Source organism: Nocardiopsis chromatogenes YIM 90109, from assembly GCF_000341185.1.
GTDB lineage: Bacteria > Actinomycetota > Actinomycetes > Streptosporangiales > Streptosporangiaceae > Nocardiopsis_A > Nocardiopsis_A chromatogenes.
The window spans coordinates 1-17,902 of the sequence record NZ_ANBH01000147.1 but is presented as its reverse complement, the minus strand read 5'-3'; the positions used below and the strand labels follow the sequence as shown (position 1 = coordinate 17,902).

The following is a 17,902-nucleotide window of genomic DNA, read 5'->3' as shown; positions in this document are numbered from 1 at the left end:
GAGCGAGAGCGGTGGTTCCGCCACCCCGGACGGGGAGATCGCGCGGTAAAAGACTGTTCCCCGGGTGATGGAGGACGGCTCTCCATCACCCGGGGAACGGCTCATCATGCGGGAGTCGCTGTCGGCTCCCCCGCCACCCGGCCCCGCCGGGTGGGTGTCATTACAGGCTCGCGCCGGGCTTGAGGGCGCGGGCGACGCGGACCACGCGCTCGGCCTGCACCTGGGCGGCCTTGCGGGAGGTGTCGTCGACCGGGTTGTTGCCCTGGGCGTCCACGTGGGAGGTGCCGTAGGGGTTGCCGTCGACGAACTTGGAGCCGTCGGTGTAGCCGGGGGGCACGATGATCCCGCCGAAGTGGTAGAAGGTGTTCGACAGCGCCAGCAGGGTGCTCTCCTGGCCGCCGTGCTGCGTGGCCGAGGAGGCGAAGCCGCTGTAGACCTTGTCCGCGAGCTGCCCCTGCGCCCACTGCGGGCCCAGCGTGTCGATGAACTGCTTGAGCTGCGAGGCGATGTTGCCGTAGCGGGTCGGCGACCCGAAGATCACGGCGTCGGCCCAGACGACGTCGTCGGCGGTCGCCTCGGCGATGTCCTTGGTCGCCTCGACGTTGGCCGCCCACGCCTCGTTGCCGTCGATGGCGGCCTGCGGCGCCAGCTCGGCGGCCTTGCGCAGCCGGACCTCGGCGCCGGCCTTCTCCGCCGCCTCGGCGATCTCCTTGGCCAGCGCGCTGATGGTGCCGGTCGAGGAGTAGTAGATGACGCTCAGCTTCACGTCGCTCATGGTCGTGTCCCCCACGGTTCGGGTCGCTTGCCGGATGACTGCTTGCTAGAAAGAGTATGCGAATACATTTATTCCTTCGCAAGGGGGTGCCGGGGGGTTGTGTGTGGACGCACACTGAGGCCACGGCCGTCCGGGGGCGCTGGGGACCCGCTGCGCCGGGGCCCAGAGATGCGTGAGGGGCGGGAAGGGGAGGGACACCCGGTGGCGCCCGGGGTACCCTTTGCGCCGTGTACACGGTGCTGAAGCGAGGATGGAGGGCGCGCCCCGGGTGGGTGCTCGCCCTCGCCATCGTCCTCGCCCTGCACTACGTGTGCATCGTCTGCATGGCCGCGGCCGCGTCCGCCGCGGAGGCCCACGAGGTGCGCACCGCCGCCGTCGCCGGAAAGGCGGTCGTCGCCGAGGCCGACGCCGGGCCGGATGCGCCCGCCCCGGCCGCCGGGGCCGCCGACGTGCCCCCGGACGAGCTGGTGAAGGCGGGCGTCCCCCCGGTCCTCGCGGACGGGGACGACCGGCCCGGCGGCGCGTCCGCCCTGGCCCCCGACAGCGCCCACGACTACGAGTGCGACGCCCCCATCATCAACACGTCCGCCTTCTTCGGTGCGGACACCGACGAGGGCGGAGTGAAGTCGCCGGCCGACCACCGGACCGCCTCGACGGCCCTGCTGGTGATGCTGCTGCTCAGCGTCGCCCTGGCGGTCGCCCTGCGCCTGCCCCCGCTGTGGCGTGGGCCGGTGCGGCTCGCCGCGGCCCCGGCGGCCTGGCGCCCGAGCGGCATCCGGCTGCTCACCACCCTGTGCATCCAGCGGGTTTAGATGCCCGCGCGCCGTCCCACCCCCGGCGGCGCGCCTTCACCGGACCCCCCGTCCCTTTCCCGGCGTGCGCCCCCACCAGGGGCGGCGCCCCGAAACGAACCTGGTGAGGACATGTCCAGAAATCTCAGCATCACCTTCGGCCTCCTGCTCGTCCTGGCGCTCGCATTCGGCATCTTCGCCATCGTGCGCTCGGTGAACGGCGGGGGCCCGGCCGAGGCCGAACGGGTCTCCGCCGAGACGCTCGTCAACGACGAGAGCCACTACCTCGACGAGGTGGAGGGCGCCGACGTCACCGTCGTGGAGTTCCTCGACTTCGAGTGCCCGGCGTGCGGGCAGCAGTACCCCGTGATGGAGGACATCCGGGAGAAGTACGAGGGCGACATCAACTTCGTGGTGCGGTACTTCCCGCTGCCCGGACACGTGAACGCCGAGGCGTCCGCCGCCGCGGCCGAGGCGGCGGCCCGGCAGGGCTCCTTCGAGGAGATGTACCAGAAGCTCTTCGAGACCCAGCAGGAGTGGGGCGGGGCCTCCGAGCCCACCCCTGAGGTGTTCGTGGACTACGCCGAGGAGATCGGCCTGGACCGCGATCAGTTCGTGGAGGACATGAACGACCCTGCCATCCTGGAGCGGATCAACGCCGACCTCCCCGACGGCCAGGAGGCGGGCGTGCAGGGCACCCCGACGATCTTCGTGAACGGGCGGCTGATGTCGTCGATGCCGTCGGAGAAGCAGCTCAGCAGCGTCATCGACGAGGAGCTTGAGGCGGCGCAGGAGAAGGCGGCCGAGGAAGCCGAGGGCGAGCAGTGAGCGCACAGAAGGCCGCCGCCGAGTCGGCGGCCCCGTCTCCGTCGCCCTCCGCTGAGCCTCCGGGCGCCGAAGTCCCGATCATGGGTAAGGCGCTGCCGTGGATCCTGGCGGTCGGCGGCGGGATCGGGCTGCTGGCGGCGTTCGCGCTGGCGATCGAGAAGGTCAACTCGCTGGCGAACCCCGACTACGTGCCCACGTGCAGCGTGAACCCGGTGATCAGCTGCGGCACGGTGATGGACACCCCGACGGCGGAGGTGTTCGGGTTCCCGAACCCGCTGCTGGGCATCGCGTGCTTCGCGATCGTGACGGCGATCGGGATGGCGATGCTGTCCGGGGCGTCGTTCCGGCCGTGGTTCTGGTGGGGTCTGCAGGGCGGCGTGGTCTTCGGGATCGGGTTCGTGCACTTCCTGATCTTCCAGAGCCTGTACAAGATCAGCGCGCTGTGCCCGTACTGCATGGTGGTGTGGGCGGTGATGATCCCGATCTTCACCTACGTGACCCTGGACAACGTGCGGACGGGAAGGATCCCGCTCCCGGCGGGCGCCCGCTCGGCGGCGGGGGTGCTGATCCGTAACCACACGGTGGTGGTGACGGTGTGGTTCCTCCTGATCATCGCCGCGATCGCCCAGGCCTTCTGGTCCTTCTGGACGGGGCAGATCTAGACGGCGATGGCCCACCGACGGCCCCGGCCCCGCCAACGCGGGACCGGGGCCGCGGTGTTCGCAGGCCCTCGGCCCGCCGGTCGGCGTTCGGGAGTAGCGGCCGTAACGGCGACCGCGCCGTGGGCGCCCGGTCGGCGGGCGTTACGCTGAAGCCCGTGGCGACAAAACGGGCAAAGTGGGCAGGCGGGCGATGGTTGGCCGTCGCCTTGATCGCTTCTTCGGTGGTCACCTCGGGGTGTACGCCGATCGACCCGGACGAGTTGCCCGGCGTGTACCGCAACGAGGAGACCGGCGGCGAGGTCGTGCTCGATTCCGACGGGACGTTCTTGGTCACCGGCGTATCGTCGGACGAGTCGCTGGGAGGCGGCGGGGGTGCCCCCGCGGACTTCAGCGGCCGATGGGAGTTCGTCGACTCGGAGACGATGAGCGACTTCGTCTACCTGACGGTCGATGACGATGGACTCGGCAAGATCGGCGGCCTCCAGCTCTACCCGAACGGCCGGGGAGAGGTGAAGTTCCGTCCCGATCCGGATGGGCCGCCGTCCCTCGTGCTCACAAAGGTGGACGACCCGTAGGGCCCATGCCTCGCCGACGCGGCCCCGAGGGGCCCCGGGGCCGACCCCGTGTGCTGGCGTACTAGAGCTGTTCGGCCAGTGCGCTGGCGAGGAAGGCGCTCCATTCCATTGAGTGGAAGGCGAGGTGCCCGGCGCCGGGGTACTTGGAGTCCCGGACAGCGGCACCGATGGAGAGGTCGGCGACTTCGACGCAGTTGCTCCGATCGCCGCTGTAGCTGCTCTTACGCCAGATGTGGGGGATGGACATGGGGGCTCCTCCCATCGCAGGGGCTCCTGGAAGGTCCTTCCCCGGTTGAGCACGGGGGCTACACGGGACATGCGTCGGCCCCCGGAGGAGCCTCCGGGGGCCGGTGCCCTATGAGGAGTGGAGAAGGTCAGAGGCGCCGGTGCGCGACGTCGTCGAGGAACGCCTGCCACTCACCAGCAGGGAAGACGAACATCCCGGCGTCGCGGTTCTGCGAGTCTCGCACGGCGGCACCAGAAGTCAACGGGGCGTACTCGACGCAATCCTGCGCACCTCCGCCGCTGTACGACGATTTGCGCCAGGCAAGGTGTTCCATGGTCACTGTTCACTCTCCAGAGACGCCAGAAGGTCGTGAAGGAAGTCGCGGCTCTGAGCGGGGGTGAGGGCGGCGTTCACCACCTCATACCACATGGCGTTATACCGCTGCATCTCGGACTCATCCTCTACGAACAGGCTATCCGTGGGGGTCTCAGAGTAAGCGATCGATGGGTCGAGAGGGTCGGGGAAGTCCATGATTACGAAACTTCCAACGGTGGCCGCATGGAGACCTGCGCTGAACGGCAGTACATAGAGCTGCACATTCGTGCGCGTGGCTGCATGGTCAAGATGGGCTACCTGTTCGCGCATGATGGCGGTGTCGGAGGGGTGGCGGCGGAGCGCAGCCTCATCGATCACCGCTGAGTACTCCGGTGGGTAGAACCGGGTGAGGATCTGCTGGCGCTCTATCCGGGCGTGAACGTGGCGCTTCATCTCGTCATCGGCGAAGGCCCCCGTCCCACGAACGAGGGCGTCGGCGTACTCCGGAGTCTGCAATAGCCCTGGAATGACTTGACATGCGAACGTCCGGATGGCGGTGGCCTCGGCCTCGAAGTCGGGCAGCGCCCGAGTGCCGAAGACGTCGCGGTACCTGCTCCACCACCCCCGCTCTCCCGCGTCACGGGCGAGGCCGTGCATGGCTTCGCGCGTCCCGGTCTCGGTCACCTCATAGAGGTCGAGCAGGGCATCGAGGTCCGTCGTCTTCACCGTCTTCAGGTCGCTCGTCTCGATCCGGCCGAGTCGGCTGCGGGCGATGCCCGACTTCTTCGCGGCCTCTTCCAGCGTGTAGCCGCTCGCGTCGCGCAGGCGACGCAGCTCGGAGGAGAGGCGGCGCCGTCGCACGGTCGGGCTATGGGTTCGGGGAGTCCGAGACATGGCAGCAGTGTAGATCTAGATACTCATTTTTTGGGAATCCTATTGACGTCTGGGATTCCCGAGACATCATGGATGTAACTGTGAAGCTCTGATGACAGTCAGTAGCGATTGGGCATCCAGATGAAGCGACCATACACACGGGGTACCGCCGCGCGGAGCGGAATCCCGAAACCTCCGACCACGCTCCTCCCCTCGCCGGTTCGTCACGGGCGGCTCCGTCCTCCGCCCGAGGGTGCACCATGCTGATCGATCGTCACCCCTGCCCGTCGCTGCGCGACGACTACTCCGGGCGCGGGTGGCTCTTCTTCCGGAGTGGGCGGGGTGCCGAGCCCCCGCTCATCAACGCCGTCTTCTGCGCCCCGCTCCCGTCGCGCTGCGCGATCGCCATCGACGTCACCGAGTACTTCTCCGCCCCGCTCCACGAAGTACGTCCCGAGGTCGAGACCCGCGCCTGGGCCATCGAGCAGCACGCCCGCACCTGCACCCGCTGCGCCGACCTCCTCGCCGTCGCCATCGCACACGCCAGACTCGCCGCGCGCTGAACCACCACCTACGCGCACGGCTCCCCCNCGGGGGGGGGCCGCCCCCCCCCCTCCACATCCTTCTCTTCCGACTCCCACACGAGGTGAGCACCATGGCGACCATCGCCGCCCCAGCCCACGCCCCCGCACCCGCCCACGGGACCGTCCATGGAACCGACGCCGCCCAGAACGCCGAGCTCGCCCACCTGATCCGGCGCCTCGCCGCCGTGCGCCCCGAGATCGTCAACACCGCCCCCGGGCCGCCGACCACCGTCCCCACTCCCGACTGGCAGGTCCAGCGCCACCAGGTGCCCGCCCCGCGCCGCCCTGCTGCGCCCGAGCCCCCACCCCTCTTTCCACCCCACCTCACCGCCGAGGACTTCCCGCGCCCCAAGGAGGAGCGGGATTTCATCGCCCACCTGCGGGCCCAGTCCCTCGGGCGCATGCGGCCCAGTGACCACTGGCCCGCCCACGCCGACGACCGCTTCCGCGCCAAGATGCGCCGCCCGCTCCTGCGCCACCGCATCGCCGACGCCCTCCACCGCGCGGCGCGCCCGGCACGAGTCCTCCTCGGCGCCGTGAACGCGGCGGCGGCCGTGTCACTCCTCTACTGGTCAGCCACCACCGGGCCGCTGCCCCTCTGACCCCGACGTAGAGAATCGTCGAGTGGAGTGGGCCCACGAGGCATGACGAAGGCCCCGCACACAGCGGGGCCTCGCTCAGTCGGCGTCCAGAGTTCCTGGCTTAGTTCATCGGCTTCCCGACTCCCGAGCAGGTGCTCCGCCCGCCCGGGGCCTGGTGCATGGGGGTGGGCTGGCCCGGATCCCCGCTGGCGTAGCTCCCGCAGTCCGGGCAGGTTCCTTCGACAACGCCCATTCGGCGAATTCGTGCCCGCTCCACGGCGGCTCCCTCTCAGACGGCCTCCAGGACCTTGAACGCGTTCCCTGCGCTCGGCTGGTCGCCAGAGCGGAGGGTGTGCACGAACAACAGGCTGATCGCCGCCTTGGAGTGGAAGAAAACCTTGACCCCGAACTTCTGGGGGTCCGAGTAGGCCTTCGTCGTTCGCTCGGAGAACCGCTCCACGCCGCTGACCTCCCGCGACCCGGCGTTGGTGATGAGAGCGGCGAGGTAGCCCTCCACGTCGGCTGACCGGATCTGGCCGCCGCTACCGATCGGGTGCGCGGCCACCGGGGCGGGCGGCTCACCTTCCACGATGGGTTCCTCGTCCAACTTGTCCGAGCCGTCCCCGGCCGACCCTCGTACAACCTGGAGGTAGACCTGCCCACCGGAGGCCAGAGACAGAACGATCCCGTAGGGCCGCTCGGCGTACCCGGACTGCTCGAATGTCGCCGCCTGCGTGATGGCGGGGTCCCCGTCCTGGTTGATCAGGCCGAGGAACCAGTCCTGGAAGCGGTGGGCGCGCACGGGAGTCCCCCTGGTGTCGTCGCGGGTTGGTAGTGGTCAGGCTATCGTTGCTGTGCTGCCACGGCGTGCTGCTAGGGCAGCACGGTGGGGTGACTTGAACTGTGGTGCCGAGGGGCTGGCGCTGGGCAAGGTCGCCGACGCGCGAGTGACGGTGGTCGGCGGTCAGACAATCGCTCAGGCCATCACCACTCCGGATGGGCTGTTGGACTGGCGGCGCGGCGACTGGGGCCGCCTGCACTATGAACCTCTGGACGTCCCCGGCCCCGTCACCGAGAAGCTGCACGCCTACCTCGACCACTACAACCTCGAGTTCGGGGTGTTCGACTTCGCCCTGACCGGATCTGGGGACGACCCCGAACACTGGTGGTGGATGGAGTGCAACGCCAACGGCCAGTGGGGATGGCTTCCCGACTCCGAACTCATCGCCGACGCCTTCGCACGCACGCGCCCGCTCCCCTCATCCGCCAGACAGCGGCGAGTGGAAAGATCCTGCTGCCCCTGTCGGGGTGGCTGCATGGCAGCGCCCGGGTCCTGCTCACCGCCGATGGGAACGGCGGCGCCGAGGGGCCGGTGCTGAGTGGAACGATCTCGTTCATGCTCGCGCGCGCTCACGCCGCGCCCCGCGTGTCCAACCCCGACCAATGGGCACAGATAGCCTCCGACGCCGCTCCCAGGGAGGTCGCCCATTCCTTGGAGCGGATCGACACGGCCACGAAACAGGGGGCCTTCCTTCGGTTCTTGGCTCAGTGTGCCGTTTCCAATGCCCAGCAACTCCTCCCCGAGCACGGGTACTGCCTCGTGGACGCCGTGTCAGGCTCGGTGGCTGTAATCGAATCCCCGGACGGCGCCCTCCGAGTGCGCCAGGCTGGCCCTGTGCGGATGTGGGACCGCATCGAGGAAGTCATCGACGCCTATGACGCCGCCGGAAAACCGGACCAGACCGAGTTCCGGATGCGCATTAGTCCGCAGGGCCAACACATCGAGCACCCGGACATGCCCAGGATCGCCCTTGCATAGTTCAGGGCCCCACGGACCTCGCTCCATCCCGGCTCACTTTCGCCTGGCCCTTGGGCCGAGCGGCGCCCCTTGATGACCGCGACCCGGCACCACCGCGCGCGTTGGGGTGGGGTGGGCCCGCCAAGCAGGGGTGGCCACCCACCTGGACGGTGGGGATGGGAGGGGAGGAAACCTAGAGGCCCAGGAAGGGGCCGTTGTTGTCTGCCCTCGGGCTGAGAAGACTGTCGCGGAGCGTCCACAGAAGGACCAAAGGCCGGTCCAAGGCCCCTAAGCGGCCCCCGAACGCCTTCTTATACTCCCGGCATGTTCGACACCCGCCACCTGCGGACCTTCCACGCGGTCGTGGAACACGGCTCCTTCTCCGCGGCGGCGCGGGAGTTGGGCTACACCCAGCCCGCCATCAGCCAGCAGATGCGGGCCCTCGAACGCGCCGCCGGGACACCCCTGTTCACCCGGGTCGGCCGCCGCCTGCGCCCCACCGACGCCGGGGACATGCTCTTCCGGCACGCCTCCGGCATCCTCCGCGACCTCTCCGCCGCCGAAGAGCAGATCGCCACCGTCCGCAGGCTGCGCCAGGGCCGGGTCCGGCTGTGCACCTTCCCCAGTGCGGGCGCGACCCTCGTCCCGCCGTCCGTCGCCCGCCTCGCCGAGGAGCACCCGGGGATCCGCGTGGAGCTGGTCGAGACCGAGCCTCCAGGCTCGCTGTGCGCCCTCCAGGCCGGGCAGTGCGATGTGACCATCGCCTTCGGCTACGGCGGCACCGTCGCCTTCCCCGACGGCGTCGCCGAGGAGGACACGCTGGCGGTTCCCCTCCTGGACGACCCGGTCGTCATCGTCCTGCCCCGCGACCACCCGCTGACCCGCAAGCACGGCGTCCACCTGTCCGACCTGGCCGAGGAGCGCTGGATCGCCGGGTGCCCCCGCTGCCGCGGCAACTTCGTCACCGCCTGCGCCGACGCGGGCTTCGAGCCCGACATCGCCTTCACCACCGACGACAACCTCGCGGTGCAGAGCCTGGTCGCCGCCGGGGCCGGGATCGCCTGCATGCCCGGCCTGGTCCTGTCCTGCCTGCGCCACCCCGGCGTGGTCGGCCGCCGCGTGGAACCGCCCGCCCACCGCACCGTCGCCGCCTACACCCTGCGCGAGTACGCCCGTGTCCCGGCGACGCGGCTCCTCCTGGAGGTGCTGGAGGACACCGCCCGCCGCGTCGGCGGGAGAGGGGCGGGCACGGTCGGTGTCACCGGGGACGGCCCGATGCCCGGCTCGTGACCGGCACCGCGCACATGCGCGGACTCGGCGATAAGCACGGCTTTGGAACCGGCCGACCAAGTCGCCGTCGACACCGGCCGCAGGGGGGACGAGGCTCGGGACCCGACCGCCTTCCCTCCCCCAGTGCAACGGAGCAGCCGTGTCCACCGCTTCCGAAATCGCGACCACGCCCCGACTGGACGCGCTCGTCGGCGCCGTCCGGGCCGCCGTGAACCGACGGGAGGCCCCGACCCGCACCGCCGGGCTGGTCGCCGATGCCCTGTCCCCGTTCCTCACCGACCCCGCCCTGCTCCCCGCCTCCGCCCTGGAGGCCGACCCGGAGCGGTACACCCAGCACGTTCTGCACGTCGAGGAGGGCGGCGCCTTCTCCGTCGTCGCCCTGGTGTGGCTCCCCGGCCAGTGCACCCCCGTCCACGACCACGTCGCCTGGTGCGTCACCGGCGTGCACATCGGCGCAGAGGACGAGACCCGCTACGCCCTCGCCGGGCCCGAGGACGACCGCCACCTGGTCCCGGTCGCCGCGGTGGTGAACCGTGCGGGGAGCACCTGCGGCTTCGCGCCGCCCGGCGACATCCACCGGGTGTCCAACGCGGGCGAGGGTCCGGCCGTGTCGCTCCACGTGTACGGCGCGGACATCGGCCGCCTCGGCTCCAGCGTCCGCCGGGTCTACGACCTTCCGGTCCGCGAAGGGTGAGCCCCCAACAGGCCGTGTCGACCTCGGGGGCCGGACGCCACCGGAGCGGTTTCAGCGTCCGTCCCCCGGGATCGGCGCCGAGGTCGCGGGGCCGCGCGGCCGCCGCGTCATACGATCGCCTCAAGCGCCTGCGGCAGCGAGGTGACCCCCTCGTCCGCGAGGAAGTGGCCCGCTCCGGGGACGACGAGCGCCGTCGTTCCGAGGAGACCGGCCAGGCGGTCGGTGTGCTCGACGGGAACGTACGGGTCGTCGTCGGACCGCAGGACGGTGAGAGAGGCGACCTTCTCCCGTACCCCCGCCGGATCCGTCCCGTCCCCGATGAAGCCGTCGAGGACGGGCAGCGCCGGAAGCGTGTCCACGAACCCCGCGACCAGCACGAGATGCCCCAGGCGCCAGGGGGCGGAGAGCGAGGCGAGGTACCGCAGCACGGCCAGGCATCCGAGGCTGTGCGCCACGACCACCGACCCCTCGTCGGGCGTCCCCACCGCCTTCGCAACGGCCGCGACCCAGCGGTCCGGGGCCGGTGCCTGGGATTCCGGCAGCGCGGGCACGTCCGTCCGGAATCCCGCCCGGTCCAGGTGCTCCGCGAGCCACCCGAACCAGTGGTCCTCGGGCGTCGCTCCGTAGCCGTGGAAGATCGATGCCCGTCGTTGGGTTGCCATAGGTGCCATGCCCCGGAAGGTAGGGGTTCACGTCAGCGTGAAGGTCAAGTCGAAGGAGAGCCGGTGCTGATCAGCGAGCTCGCCGCGCGGACGGGGGTCTCCGCGCGTGCGCTGCGCCACTACGAGGAGCGCGGCGTCCTGGTCGCCGGGCGCGACCCCAACGGCTACCGGGCCTACTCCGAATCCGACGTCGTCCGGGTCCTCCAGATCAAGACCATGATCGACGCCGGGCTGCCCACGAGCACCATCCGCCGCTACATCGACTGCGCGAGGACGGGGGACCACGGCGTGACGCTGGAGATGTGCCCGGCCCTCCGCGCCGAGGTCGACGCCATCGCGGCCCGCATCGAGGAGCAGCGGGCGTCCTTGGAGGAGAAGCGCGAACGCCTCGGCGCTCTCACCCCTGAGGGGTGACGGGCCTCACGCCTGCCGCTGCCGACCGTAGGCGAATCGGCGGAGGGCCCCTCGCTCACTCCCTCCGGGCCGCGTCGTCCTGGGCCCCCGCCCGGACGGCCTCGTGGACCGCGCGTGCCGCGCGGCCGCCCCAGCGGGAGCGGGGGCCGCCGAAGGGGTCCGGGGCCTGGCCGGGGGTATCGGTCGGGCACGCCACGCAGATCGCGTCCGACGCGGTCCCCGTGCACGCGTACCCGGCCTCCATCACCGCCTGCACCTTCGCCTCGACCGCCGTGGCCAGCAGGTTCGCCAGCCCGGAGTCGGACAGCGGCGCCGGGACCGCCACCACGATGTTGATCGTGCCCGGCCGCGGCCCCGCCAGGGGGACGTCCAGCCGCAGCTCGTCCAGGTCCGGGGAGTCCGCCGCCCAGGTGGGCCGCCCGATGCCGACGGTGGCCAGCGCCTCCGCCCCGTCGTCGGAGGCGAACCGCGCCCGGGACACGTCGGCGGCGGTCATCAGTCCCACCCCGCGTCCGCGCAGGCCCGAGCGGGTCGCGATCCGCCGCAGGTGCGCCGCCGGGTCCAGGCGCCGGTAGTCGCCGGAGACCTGGGCGTTCACTACGAAGGTCCGCTCGCCCAGCCCGCCGCCGAGCACTGCGGAGGAGAGCATCCGCCAGCCGGGGCCCACGTCCCACGCCAGCGCCCGCAGCTCGCGCCCGTCCTCTCGGCGCGCGTGCAGGCGCGGTGCGATGAGCGCGCCGCCGGGTATCGCCGTCGTCCTGTCCAGCCTGTCCACGGCGCGACTTTAGCGGGCCGGAACCGGCTCCGGGCGGTGGACCGCCGCCGTGGCGGCCGCGCACACCCAGCCCAGGGCCGCACCCCACAGCAGGCCGACCACCGCGCCGCCCGCCGCGTGGGCGCCCCAGCCCAGCGGGCCGAGCCCCATCAGGGCCGCAGGAGCCGCCCCGCGCAGCACCCCGGCGAGCGCCGTCCCGAGGGCGAAGGCGCCCCACGCCGACAGCGCGGTGCGCGCCCGCCCGGCATGGGGGCGGCGCCGGACCGCGCGGGCGGTGAGCACCCCGGCGACGGCCGCGACCACGCCCACGGCCGCCAGGTCGGCGAGGAAGAGGGGCCAGGGCCCGCCGCCGACCGGAAGCGCGCGCAGGGGCGGCGGTCCGTAGGGGGCGCCCAAGGCGGAGGGGACGACGAGCCATGCTGCCCTCGCGTTGAACCAGGTGAGGAAGGCGGTAGAGCCGAACAGCAGGGAGGGTGCCAGGGCGGCGAGCGCGGCGGCGGCACCTGCGCGCCGGGAGGGGGAACCGGCCGGGCTATTGCGAATTTCTTTCACGTTTTGCAGGATAGTGACTCAGGTCTCACAAGGACAGGGGTTCGGCGGGGACTCCCCTCCTCCGCCGAACCCCTGGTGCGACCGTGCCCCCCCTGGGCCTCGCCGGGGCCGCTCCGGACGCGCATCGCCGGGGCGGCCCCGGTGAGGCCCCCTCCCCCGGAGAGGTGAGCGTGACGCCCACGACGCGAACCCGGCGCCCTGCCCTGCGGACCGCCGCCGTCGCCGCCGCACTGGTCCTCGCCGCGGCCGGCGTCGCGGCCGCCACCCGGACCGAGCCCGGACCCGTCCGCTACATCACCGACGACCGGGGGCGCGCCCTCCTCCTGCACGGCTTCAACACCTCCGGCTCGGCCAAGGACGACCCCGACTCCCTCCCCTGGATCACCGAGGAGGACGTGCAGCACGAGTACGACACCATGGGCACCAACTTCGTGCGCCTGCTCATCCAGTGGAGCGCCGTCGAACCGGAGCCCGGCGCGTACGACGGGGCCTACCTGGACGCCGTCGCCGAACGCGTCGACTGGTACGGCGAGCGCGGCTACCACGTCCTCATCGACATGCACCAGGACCTGTACGGGGCGGCGGTCTCCCCCGAGCGGCACTCCGGCAACGGGGCACCGGACTGGGCCACCCACACCGACGGCCTCCCCGTCGCCGAGCAGGACATGTGGGAGCTGGTGTACCTGGAACCGGGCACCATGCGCGCCTTCGACCACTTCTGGAACACCACCGGCGACCACCCCGAGCTGATGGAGCGCTACGCCGACGCCTGGGGCGCGGTCGCCGAGCGGTTCGCCGGCCACCCCGCCGTCATCGGGTACGACCTGATGAACGAGCCCTTCGGCGGCAGCCTGCAGGGGGCGGCGTTCGAGAGCGGGCCGCTCGCCGAGCTGTACCGCCGCTCGACCGAGCGGATCCGCCGGACCGACGCCGACACGTGGATCTTCGTCGAGGGCCAGGCCGTCGGCGTGAACTGGGGGGCGCCGTCGGCGCTGCCCCGGCTGGACGACCCGCGCCCGGGCGAGCCGCGCATCGTGTACGCGCCGCACGCCTACCCGCTCCCCATGGACCTCGGCCGCGCCTACACCGGCTCGGGGCGCGACCAGGTGGACGCCGCCATCGCACTCTGGGAGCAGAACGTCCGGGTGACCGCGGAGCGCCTGGGGGCGCCGGTCGTCCTCGGCGAATTCGGCCTGGACATGTCCGGGGAGGGCGCGGGCGAGTACGTGGAGAGGATGCTCGACGTCACCGACGGCATGGCGAGCGGGCGGGCCTACTGGTCGAACGACCACGACGGGTGGGGGCCCTGGGCCGACGAGGACCTGACGCCCGGTCCCCTCGCCGCGGTGATGGACCGCGCCTACCCGCGAGCCGTGGCGGGGGAGCCGGTCGGCATCGCCTACGACCCCGAGGGGCCCGAACTCACGGTGCGCTTCACGGCGGAGGAGGGCGTCTCCGGCCCGACCGAGGTGTACCTGCCGGAGGACGGATTCCCCGGCGGGGGCGAAGCGGCGGTCACGGCGGAAGGCGGTGCGGAGGGCGCCGTCGACACGGCCGAGGAGTGGGACGGCGAGCGACGGGTCCTGTCGGTCGGACTCGCCTCACCCGAGACCGGGACGGAGTACACCCTGAGCGTCCGACCGGCGTGAGGGGTGCTTCGGTGACGGCTCCTTGTGAGGGAGCGGGGCGAGGATGGGCTGAGGGGAGTGGGGTATGGATCGCTTCCTCGTCCTGGGGTGTGACCGGGGACGAATCAATTCCCACCCCCCCTTGACCGCGGAGCCCGGCAGGGCTCGTCCGACCGGCCCATCTTCCGGGAGGGAGGCTAGCCCTCCCCCACGACAGAACGCTGGGCCGATCCGGGCGGAGGGTCGGCGGGGGCGCCCGCCCCGCGCCGTGTCCGGGGCAGGACCAGGTAGGTCAGTCCCAGGCCGACCAGGCTCAGCACTGCTCCGGCCAGCCCGGTCCACCGCAGCGCGTCCGCGGCCACGATGAGCCCGCCGAGGGCGGAACCGCCACCATCGCCGCGGTCCTGCCGTGTCTGCGCGACGAGGGCGAGCGCCTGGTGCCGACCTGCCCGAACCTCCTCTCCGACCTGTCCAGGGAGCGGCAGCGGATCACCAAGGCCATCGCGGACCTGGAGTTCTCCCGGTCCGCGCTGGACGAGGTCATCGCCGCCGCGCCCGCCGAGGTCGCCGGACGCGCGGCCGGCCCGGAGGGGGCTCCGGCCTCCGCCGGGTGATCGCCTTGCCCCGGCGCCATCCGTCCGCCGGGCAGTGGTCCGGCAGGTGGGCCCCGGCAGAGTTATGGACCATGCGATCCAAAACCTGCTAGCGTTCCCGCCATGGGACGACCCCGGAAGTTCGACGAGGAGCGCGTCGTCGAGGCGGCGAGCCGCGTCTTCTGGCGCAAGGGCTATGAGGCCGCGTCCACCGACGAGCTGTGCGCCGCCACCGGACTGACGCGCAGCAGCCTGTTCAACGCCTTCACCTCCAAGGAGCACCTGTTCAAGCGGGCGCTCGCGCACTACCTCGCCGACCGCTCGGCCCGCCAGGCGGCCGTGCTCGACGCCTCTGACGGCACCGGTGCCTCCGGAGCCGAGCGGATCCGCCGCGTGTTCGCCCTGATCGTCGAGGACGAGGCGGCCAACCGCGGGGGGCCGGGCGAGGGCGGCCCCGGCTGCTTCTCGGTCAACACCATCACCGGGATGGCGCACCTGGACACCGAGATCGCACGTCTCATCGACGCCGACATGGAGAAGCGGCTGTCGGCGCTGCGCCTCGCCCTGATGGACGGCCGACTGGACGGGTCGGTCGCCTCCGGACGCGACCCCGCCGACCTGGCCTGGTACATCAACGCGGTCATCTCCGGCATGCGCATCGCCGGACAGGCCGGGGCCGATTCCCGGACCCTCGAAGCCATCGCGGCCACCGGGATGGACGCGCTGACGGTCTGAGGGGGCACCGCCGACCTCTCCGCCGTCCCGCCGACCGGCTGTTCGGGGCGCGTGCGCAGCTCCCCGGCCCAACGTTCACCCGTGTTTTGGACTATGTAGTCCATAATTGGAAGGAGACCACCATGGCCCGAACCGCGCCCGGCGCGTCCGCACCGATGGCCGAGGAGGCCGCCCCGGCGACAGGGACGGCGCAGCCCCCGGACGGGACCGGACGCCTCCCCGACAAGGTGCCGCCGACCGTCCACCTCATCGCCCTCGGCATCTTCACCATGGTCACCAGCGAGTTCGCCGTGGGCGGCCTGATGCCGCAGATGGCCGAGGGGCTGGGGACCGGGGTGCCACGGATCGGCTACCTCATCACCGCGTTCGCCCTGGCCATGGCTTTCGGCGGCCCGGTCGCGGCCACCGCCCTGCACCGGCTCCGGCCGACGACCGCCCTGCTCGTGCTCTTCGCGGTGTTCTTCGCCGGGAACGCGCTCGCGGCGGCCGCCCCCGGCTACACCACGATGCTCGTCGCGCGGATCGCCACCGGCGCCGCGTCCGGCGCCTTCTTCGGCGTCGGACTGAGCGTGGTCGCCCGGATCACCCGCCCCGAGCTGCGCGGCCGGGCCACCGGGATCGCGATGCAGGGGCTGATGGTCGGCACGCTGCTCGGGCTTCCACTCTCCATGTTCCTCGGCGAACTGTGGGGGTGGCGGGCCACCTTCGCCGCGATCGGCGTGCTCACCCTCCTCGCGGCCGGGGCGAGCGCCGCCGCCCTCCCCCGCCTGGAACACCAGGACGAGGCCGGTGACCTCAAGAAGGAGGCCGCGGTGTTCCGCGACCCCCGCCTCCTGGGCGCCATGCTCTCCTCGACCCTGATCATCGGGGCGACGTTCGCCGCGTTCTCCTACTTCACGCCCATCCTCACCGAACTGACCGGCTTCTCCCGGGGGACCGTGCCGCTGCTGCTCCTGGTCTACGGGGCCGCCACGGTGGTGGGAAACGCGGTCGTCGCGCGGTTCGCCGCCTCCCGGACCCTCACGGTGATCGGCACCGGGCTCGCCCTGAACACCCTCTTCCTGACGGTGTTCGCGCTGGCCGCCGAGCACGCCGTGCCCGCCGTCGCCGCGATGGTCGGGATCGGCCTCGTGGGGGTGACCATGAACCCGGCGATGATCACCCGCGTGCAGCGGGCGGGGAACGCACGGCCGCTGGTGAACACGGTGCACTCGTCGTTCATCACGCTGGGCGTGGTGGTCGGCTCCTGGGGCGGCGGGCTGGCGATCGGCACGTTCGGTCTGCGGGCACCCCTGTGGACCGGAGCGGTGCTGGCCCTCATCGGGCTGGTGACCCTGATCCCGAGCGCGGTGAAGGCCGGGAGGGGCTGACACGTCTCCTCCCCGGGACCGCCCACCCCCTCCCGGGCTCGCCCCGTCGCACCCCTCACCCCGTCCGGGGCCGGGCGGCGGGTGTCAGTCCCACCAGAGGAACCAGTCCCCCGTGGGGGCGACCCTCTCCGCGAGCGACTCGATGGAGCCGATGCCCTGGAGAACGATGTCCGGGCAGTACGCGTACATCTCCATCGCGGCGAGGGCGGCCCCTCCGGGGGAGGCCGGCGCCCGGTCCACCACCAGCTCGATCACGTCGCCCGTCATGCCGACCAGCTCCGCCCCGTACTCGGCGTGGAAGTGCCGGAGCACGGCCATGTGCTGGTGGCCCTCGATGCCGTGGTTGCACGCCCCGTCCCACCGGAGCAGGGCGGGCACCTCGTGCCCGGCGGACGCCCGCACCAGCATCAGCAGGGTCGTCGGGGAGGCCACGGCCCAGGGGGCCGACGGCTCCGGCTCGAAGAGCACGTCCCGGTCGGCCCCGGGGCGGTCGGGGGCCTCGTCGAGGTGGGCGAGGCGCTGGGCGAGGTCGGCGGCGTCGTGCACGAGGCTGGGCGCCGGGCCGTCGCCGGGCCCGGGGTCGGGGAACGTGCGGACATAGAGGTCCTGGAGGAGGGAGACCGGGTTGTGCTTGTTGCCCAACGCCAGCGCCGACGTGTCGACGGAGCCGTCGAGCATCTCCCAGGGGATGAGGGTCGGCGACGGGTCGCCGCTCAGGACGGGCCACCAACCACTGGAGTCGTGGAGCGCACGGAGAGAGGACCAGAGGGGAAGGACCTCCTTCTCGGGGACGCGGGCGACGTAGACGGGGGAGCCTGCGACGTCCATCGCGACCCGATCCATCTGCGGGAGCAGGCAGCCGCGCTGCGCGCATGCGGTGCGCAGTACGGGGATCGGCATAGGAAGGTGCATGTCGCGACCCTAAAGAGGCGCGAGGACAAGCAGGGCGTGATCCGGCGAAACCGTTGGCGCCCCGTGAAGGACGGAGTGCTGTCCGGCCCGGACCGCTCGGGGGTGAGGAGGGGGGAGGGAGGGGAGGGACAGGGAGGCGCAGAGCACAGAGCAGGGGCCCGCATCCGGTTTGGCGTAGGGGATTCGAGCGGCTATAGTCATCCAGGTCGCTCTGAGCGGGACCGCAAGGTCCGGGTTCGGGCGGCGGGTCTTTCTCGGTCGAAGCGAAC

The 17,902-nt window shown here is 71.9% G+C and carries 25 protein-coding genes; 15 read left to right on the top strand and 10 right to left on the bottom strand.

The genetic code is table 11. From position 1 onward, the window contains the following. Positions 1–160: 160 nt before the first annotated feature. Positions 161–775: an NAD(P)H:quinone oxidoreductase gene (gene wrbA / locus D476_RS0115445; RefSeq protein ID WP_017624847.1), complete on the bottom strand. Its 615-nt coding sequence runs from the start codon at positions 773–775 to the stop codon at positions 161–163. A 227-nt stretch (positions 776–1,002) separates the two neighbouring features. On the opposite strand from wrbA, the gene D476_RS0115440 reads away from it, so the two are divergent. From D476_RS0115440 to D476_RS0115425, 4 genes are all read left to right on the top strand, one after another. Then, the gene (locus tag D476_RS0115440; RefSeq protein ID WP_239648720.1) at positions 1,003–1,587 is read left to right on the top strand and encodes a hypothetical protein; all 585 of its coding nucleotides are present in this window, start codon (positions 1,003–1,005) and stop codon (positions 1,585–1,587) included. A gap of 111 nt (positions 1,588–1,698) precedes the next feature. Continuing rightward, positions 1,699–2,394, top strand: a complete 696-nt coding sequence (locus D476_RS0115435) for a DsbA family protein (protein WP_017624845.1) — start codon at positions 1,699–1,701, stop codon at positions 2,392–2,394. Continuing rightward, positions 2,391–3,056, top strand: a complete 666-nt coding sequence (locus D476_RS0115430; RefSeq protein ID WP_017624844.1) for a vitamin K epoxide reductase family protein — start codon at positions 2,391–2,393, stop codon at positions 3,054–3,056. Before D476_RS0115435 ends, D476_RS0115430 begins: the two co-directional genes overlap by 4 nt. Before the next feature lie 206 nt (positions 3,057–3,262). Continuing rightward, entirely contained in the window at positions 3,263–3,631 is a 369-nt protein-coding gene (locus D476_RS0115425) for a hypothetical protein (protein WP_239648719.1), read from the top strand. Positions 3,632–3,692: 61 nt separating this feature from the next. On the opposite strand, the gene D476_RS0115420 is transcribed toward D476_RS0115425, so the two are convergent. The 3 genes from D476_RS0115420 to D476_RS0115410 form a co-directional block, all read right to left on the bottom strand. After that, positions 3,693–3,878 carry a DUF397 domain-containing protein gene (locus tag D476_RS0115420; RefSeq protein WP_017624842.1) on the bottom strand — a complete coding sequence of 62 codons (186 nt, stop codon included), beginning with the start codon at positions 3,876–3,878 and terminating at the stop codon, positions 3,693–3,695. Positions 3,879–4,005: 127 nt separating this feature from the next. After that, the gene (locus tag D476_RS0115415) at positions 4,006–4,191 is read right to left on the bottom strand and encodes a DUF397 domain-containing protein (protein ID WP_040726446.1); all 186 of its coding nucleotides are present in this window, start codon (positions 4,189–4,191) and stop codon (positions 4,006–4,008) included. A 2-nt stretch (positions 4,192–4,193) separates the two neighbouring features. After that, the gene (locus D476_RS0115410; protein WP_017624840.1) at positions 4,194–5,033 is read right to left on the bottom strand and encodes a Scr1 family TA system antitoxin-like transcriptional regulator; all 840 of its coding nucleotides are present in this window, start codon (positions 5,031–5,033) and stop codon (positions 4,194–4,196) included. 272 nt (positions 5,034–5,305) lie between these two features. Between D476_RS0115410 and D476_RS0115405 the strand changes: the two genes are divergently transcribed. Together D476_RS0115405 and D476_RS0115400 are read left to right on the top strand one after the other, a co-directional pair. Beyond that, positions 5,306–5,608 (top strand): hypothetical protein, encoded by a 303-nt coding sequence (locus tag D476_RS0115405; protein WP_017624839.1) that lies wholly within the window; start codon positions 5,306–5,308, stop codon positions 5,606–5,608. A gap of 92 nt (positions 5,609–5,700) precedes the next feature. Further along, entirely contained in the window at positions 5,701–6,231 is a 531-nt protein-coding gene (locus D476_RS0115400; protein ID WP_017624838.1) for a hypothetical protein, read from the top strand. A gap of 268 nt (positions 6,232–6,499) precedes the next feature. On the opposite strand, the gene D476_RS0115395 is transcribed toward D476_RS0115400, so the two are convergent. Further along, the gene (locus D476_RS0115395; RefSeq protein ID WP_017624837.1) at positions 6,500–7,012 is read right to left on the bottom strand and encodes a hypothetical protein; all 513 of its coding nucleotides are present in this window, start codon (positions 7,010–7,012) and stop codon (positions 6,500–6,502) included. A 94-nt stretch (positions 7,013–7,106) separates the two neighbouring features. Between D476_RS0115395 and D476_RS33440 the strand changes: the two genes are divergently transcribed. From D476_RS33440 to D476_RS0115380, 4 genes are all read left to right on the top strand, one after another. Further along, on the top strand, positions 7,107–7,589 hold the full coding sequence (locus tag D476_RS33440) for a hypothetical protein (protein ID WP_017624836.1): 483 nt from the start codon (positions 7,107–7,109) through the stop codon (positions 7,587–7,589). A gap of 113 nt (positions 7,590–7,702) precedes the next feature. Then, positions 7,703–8,029 carry a hypothetical protein gene (locus D476_RS33435; RefSeq protein WP_152529360.1) on the top strand — a complete coding sequence of 109 codons (327 nt, stop codon included), beginning with the start codon at positions 7,703–7,705 and terminating at the stop codon, positions 8,027–8,029. 303 nt (positions 8,030–8,332) lie between these two features. Beyond that, positions 8,333–9,298 carry a LysR family transcriptional regulator gene (locus D476_RS0115385; protein ID WP_017624834.1) on the top strand — a complete coding sequence of 322 codons (966 nt, stop codon included), beginning with the start codon at positions 8,333–8,335 and terminating at the stop codon, positions 9,296–9,298. A gap of 139 nt (positions 9,299–9,437) precedes the next feature. Then, a complete protein-coding gene (locus tag D476_RS0115380) occupies positions 9,438–9,992 on the top strand; it encodes a cysteine dioxygenase family protein (RefSeq protein ID WP_017624833.1) in 555 nt (184 codons plus the stop codon). Positions 9,993–10,099: 107 nt separating this feature from the next. Here the strand turns inward: D476_RS0115380 and D476_RS0115375 are convergent, their stop codons facing one another. Then, complete coding sequence (locus D476_RS0115375) at positions 10,100–10,663, bottom strand: RBBP9/YdeN family alpha/beta hydrolase (RefSeq protein WP_026123534.1); 564 nt, start codon at positions 10,661–10,663, stop codon at positions 10,100–10,102. Positions 10,664–10,717: 54 nt separating this feature from the next. Between D476_RS0115375 and D476_RS0115370 the strand changes: the two genes are divergently transcribed. Then, complete coding sequence (locus tag D476_RS0115370) at positions 10,718–11,068, top strand: MerR family transcriptional regulator (protein ID WP_017624831.1); 351 nt, start codon at positions 10,718–10,720, stop codon at positions 11,066–11,068. A gap of 55 nt (positions 11,069–11,123) precedes the next feature. Here D476_RS0115370 and D476_RS0115365 read toward each other — a convergent pair whose 3' ends face one another. Both D476_RS0115365 and D476_RS0115360 read right to left on the bottom strand, forming a co-directional pair. After that, positions 11,124–11,843: an adenosylcobinamide amidohydrolase gene (locus tag D476_RS0115365; RefSeq protein WP_017624830.1), complete on the bottom strand. Its 720-nt coding sequence runs from the start codon at positions 11,841–11,843 to the stop codon at positions 11,124–11,126. A 9-nt stretch (positions 11,844–11,852) separates the two neighbouring features. Continuing rightward, positions 11,853–12,395 (bottom strand): hypothetical protein, encoded by a 543-nt coding sequence (locus D476_RS0115360; protein ID WP_026123532.1) that lies wholly within the window; start codon positions 12,393–12,395, stop codon positions 11,853–11,855. Between the two features lie 170 nt (positions 12,396–12,565). On the opposite strand from D476_RS0115360, the gene D476_RS0115355 reads away from it, so the two are divergent. Continuing rightward, positions 12,566–14,044 (top strand): cellulase family glycosylhydrolase, encoded by a 1,479-nt coding sequence (locus tag D476_RS0115355; protein WP_017624828.1) that lies wholly within the window; start codon positions 12,566–12,568, stop codon positions 14,042–14,044. A 176-nt stretch (positions 14,045–14,220) separates the two neighbouring features. Here D476_RS0115355 and D476_RS38515 read toward each other — a convergent pair whose 3' ends face one another. Next, a complete protein-coding gene (locus D476_RS38515) occupies positions 14,221–14,385 on the bottom strand; it encodes a hypothetical protein (RefSeq protein ID WP_017624827.1) in 165 nt (54 codons plus the stop codon). Between the two features lie 75 nt (positions 14,386–14,460). Here D476_RS38515 and D476_RS33430 point away from each other — a divergent pair, with 75 nt between their 5' ends. The 3 genes from D476_RS33430 (at position 14,461) to D476_RS0115335 (ending at position 16,721) form a co-directional block, all read left to right on the top strand. Next, positions 14,461–14,637 (top strand): hypothetical protein, encoded by a 177-nt coding sequence (locus D476_RS33430; protein ID WP_017624826.1) that lies wholly within the window; start codon positions 14,461–14,463, stop codon positions 14,635–14,637. 102 nt (positions 14,638–14,739) lie between these two features. Next, on the top strand, positions 14,740–15,351 hold the full coding sequence (locus D476_RS0115340) for a TetR/AcrR family transcriptional regulator (RefSeq protein ID WP_017624825.1): 612 nt from the start codon (positions 14,740–14,742) through the stop codon (positions 15,349–15,351). A 122-nt stretch (positions 15,352–15,473) separates the two neighbouring features. Further along, a complete protein-coding gene (locus tag D476_RS0115335) occupies positions 15,474–16,721 on the top strand; it encodes an MFS transporter (protein ID WP_017624824.1) in 1,248 nt (415 codons plus the stop codon). An 84-nt stretch (positions 16,722–16,805) separates the two neighbouring features. Here the strand turns inward: D476_RS0115335 and D476_RS0115330 are convergent, their stop codons facing one another. Continuing rightward, positions 16,806–17,633: a DUF4253 domain-containing protein gene (locus D476_RS0115330; RefSeq protein WP_026123530.1), complete on the bottom strand. Its 828-nt coding sequence runs from the start codon at positions 17,631–17,633 to the stop codon at positions 16,806–16,808. Positions 17,634–17,902: the final 269 nt, after the last annotated feature.

Bases quoted from the DNA above. Each gene is read 5' to 3' on its own strand.
- wrbA (WP_017624847.1), bottom strand. From the start codon at position 775: ATGAGCGACGTGAAGCTGAGCGTCATCTACTACTCCTCGACCGGCACC.
- D476_RS0115435 (WP_017624845.1), top strand. From the start codon at position 1,699: ATGTCCAGAAATCTCAGCATCACCTTCGGCCTCCTGCTCGTCCTGGCG.
- D476_RS0115420 (WP_017624842.1), bottom strand. From the start codon at position 3,878: ATGTCCATCCCCCACATCTGGCGTAAGAGCAGCTACAGCGGCGATCGG.
- D476_RS0115415 (WP_040726446.1), bottom strand. From the start codon at position 4,191: ATGGAACACCTTGCCTGGCGCAAATCGTCGTACAGCGGCGGAGGTGCG.
- D476_RS0115405 (WP_017624839.1), top strand. From the start codon at position 5,306: ATGCTGATCGATCGTCACCCCTGCCCGTCGCTGCGCGACGACTACTCC.
- D476_RS0115400 (WP_017624838.1), top strand. From the start codon at position 5,701: ATGGCGACCATCGCCGCCCCAGCCCACGCCCCCGCACCCGCCCACGGG.
- D476_RS0115385 (WP_017624834.1), top strand. From the start codon at position 8,333: ATGTTCGACACCCGCCACCTGCGGACCTTCCACGCGGTCGTGGAACAC.
- D476_RS0115375 (WP_026123534.1), bottom strand. From the start codon at position 10,663: ATGGCACCTATGGCAACCCAACGACGGGCATCGATCTTCCACGGCTAC.
- D476_RS0115340 (WP_017624825.1), top strand. From the start codon at position 14,740: ATGGGACGACCCCGGAAGTTCGACGAGGAGCGCGTCGTCGAGGCGGCG.
- D476_RS0115335 (WP_017624824.1), top strand. From the start codon at position 15,474: ATGGCCCGAACCGCGCCCGGCGCGTCCGCACCGATGGCCGAGGAGGCC.
- D476_RS0115330 (WP_026123530.1), bottom strand. From the start codon at position 17,633: ATGCACCTTCCTATGCCGATCCCCGTACTGCGCACCGCATGCGCGCAG.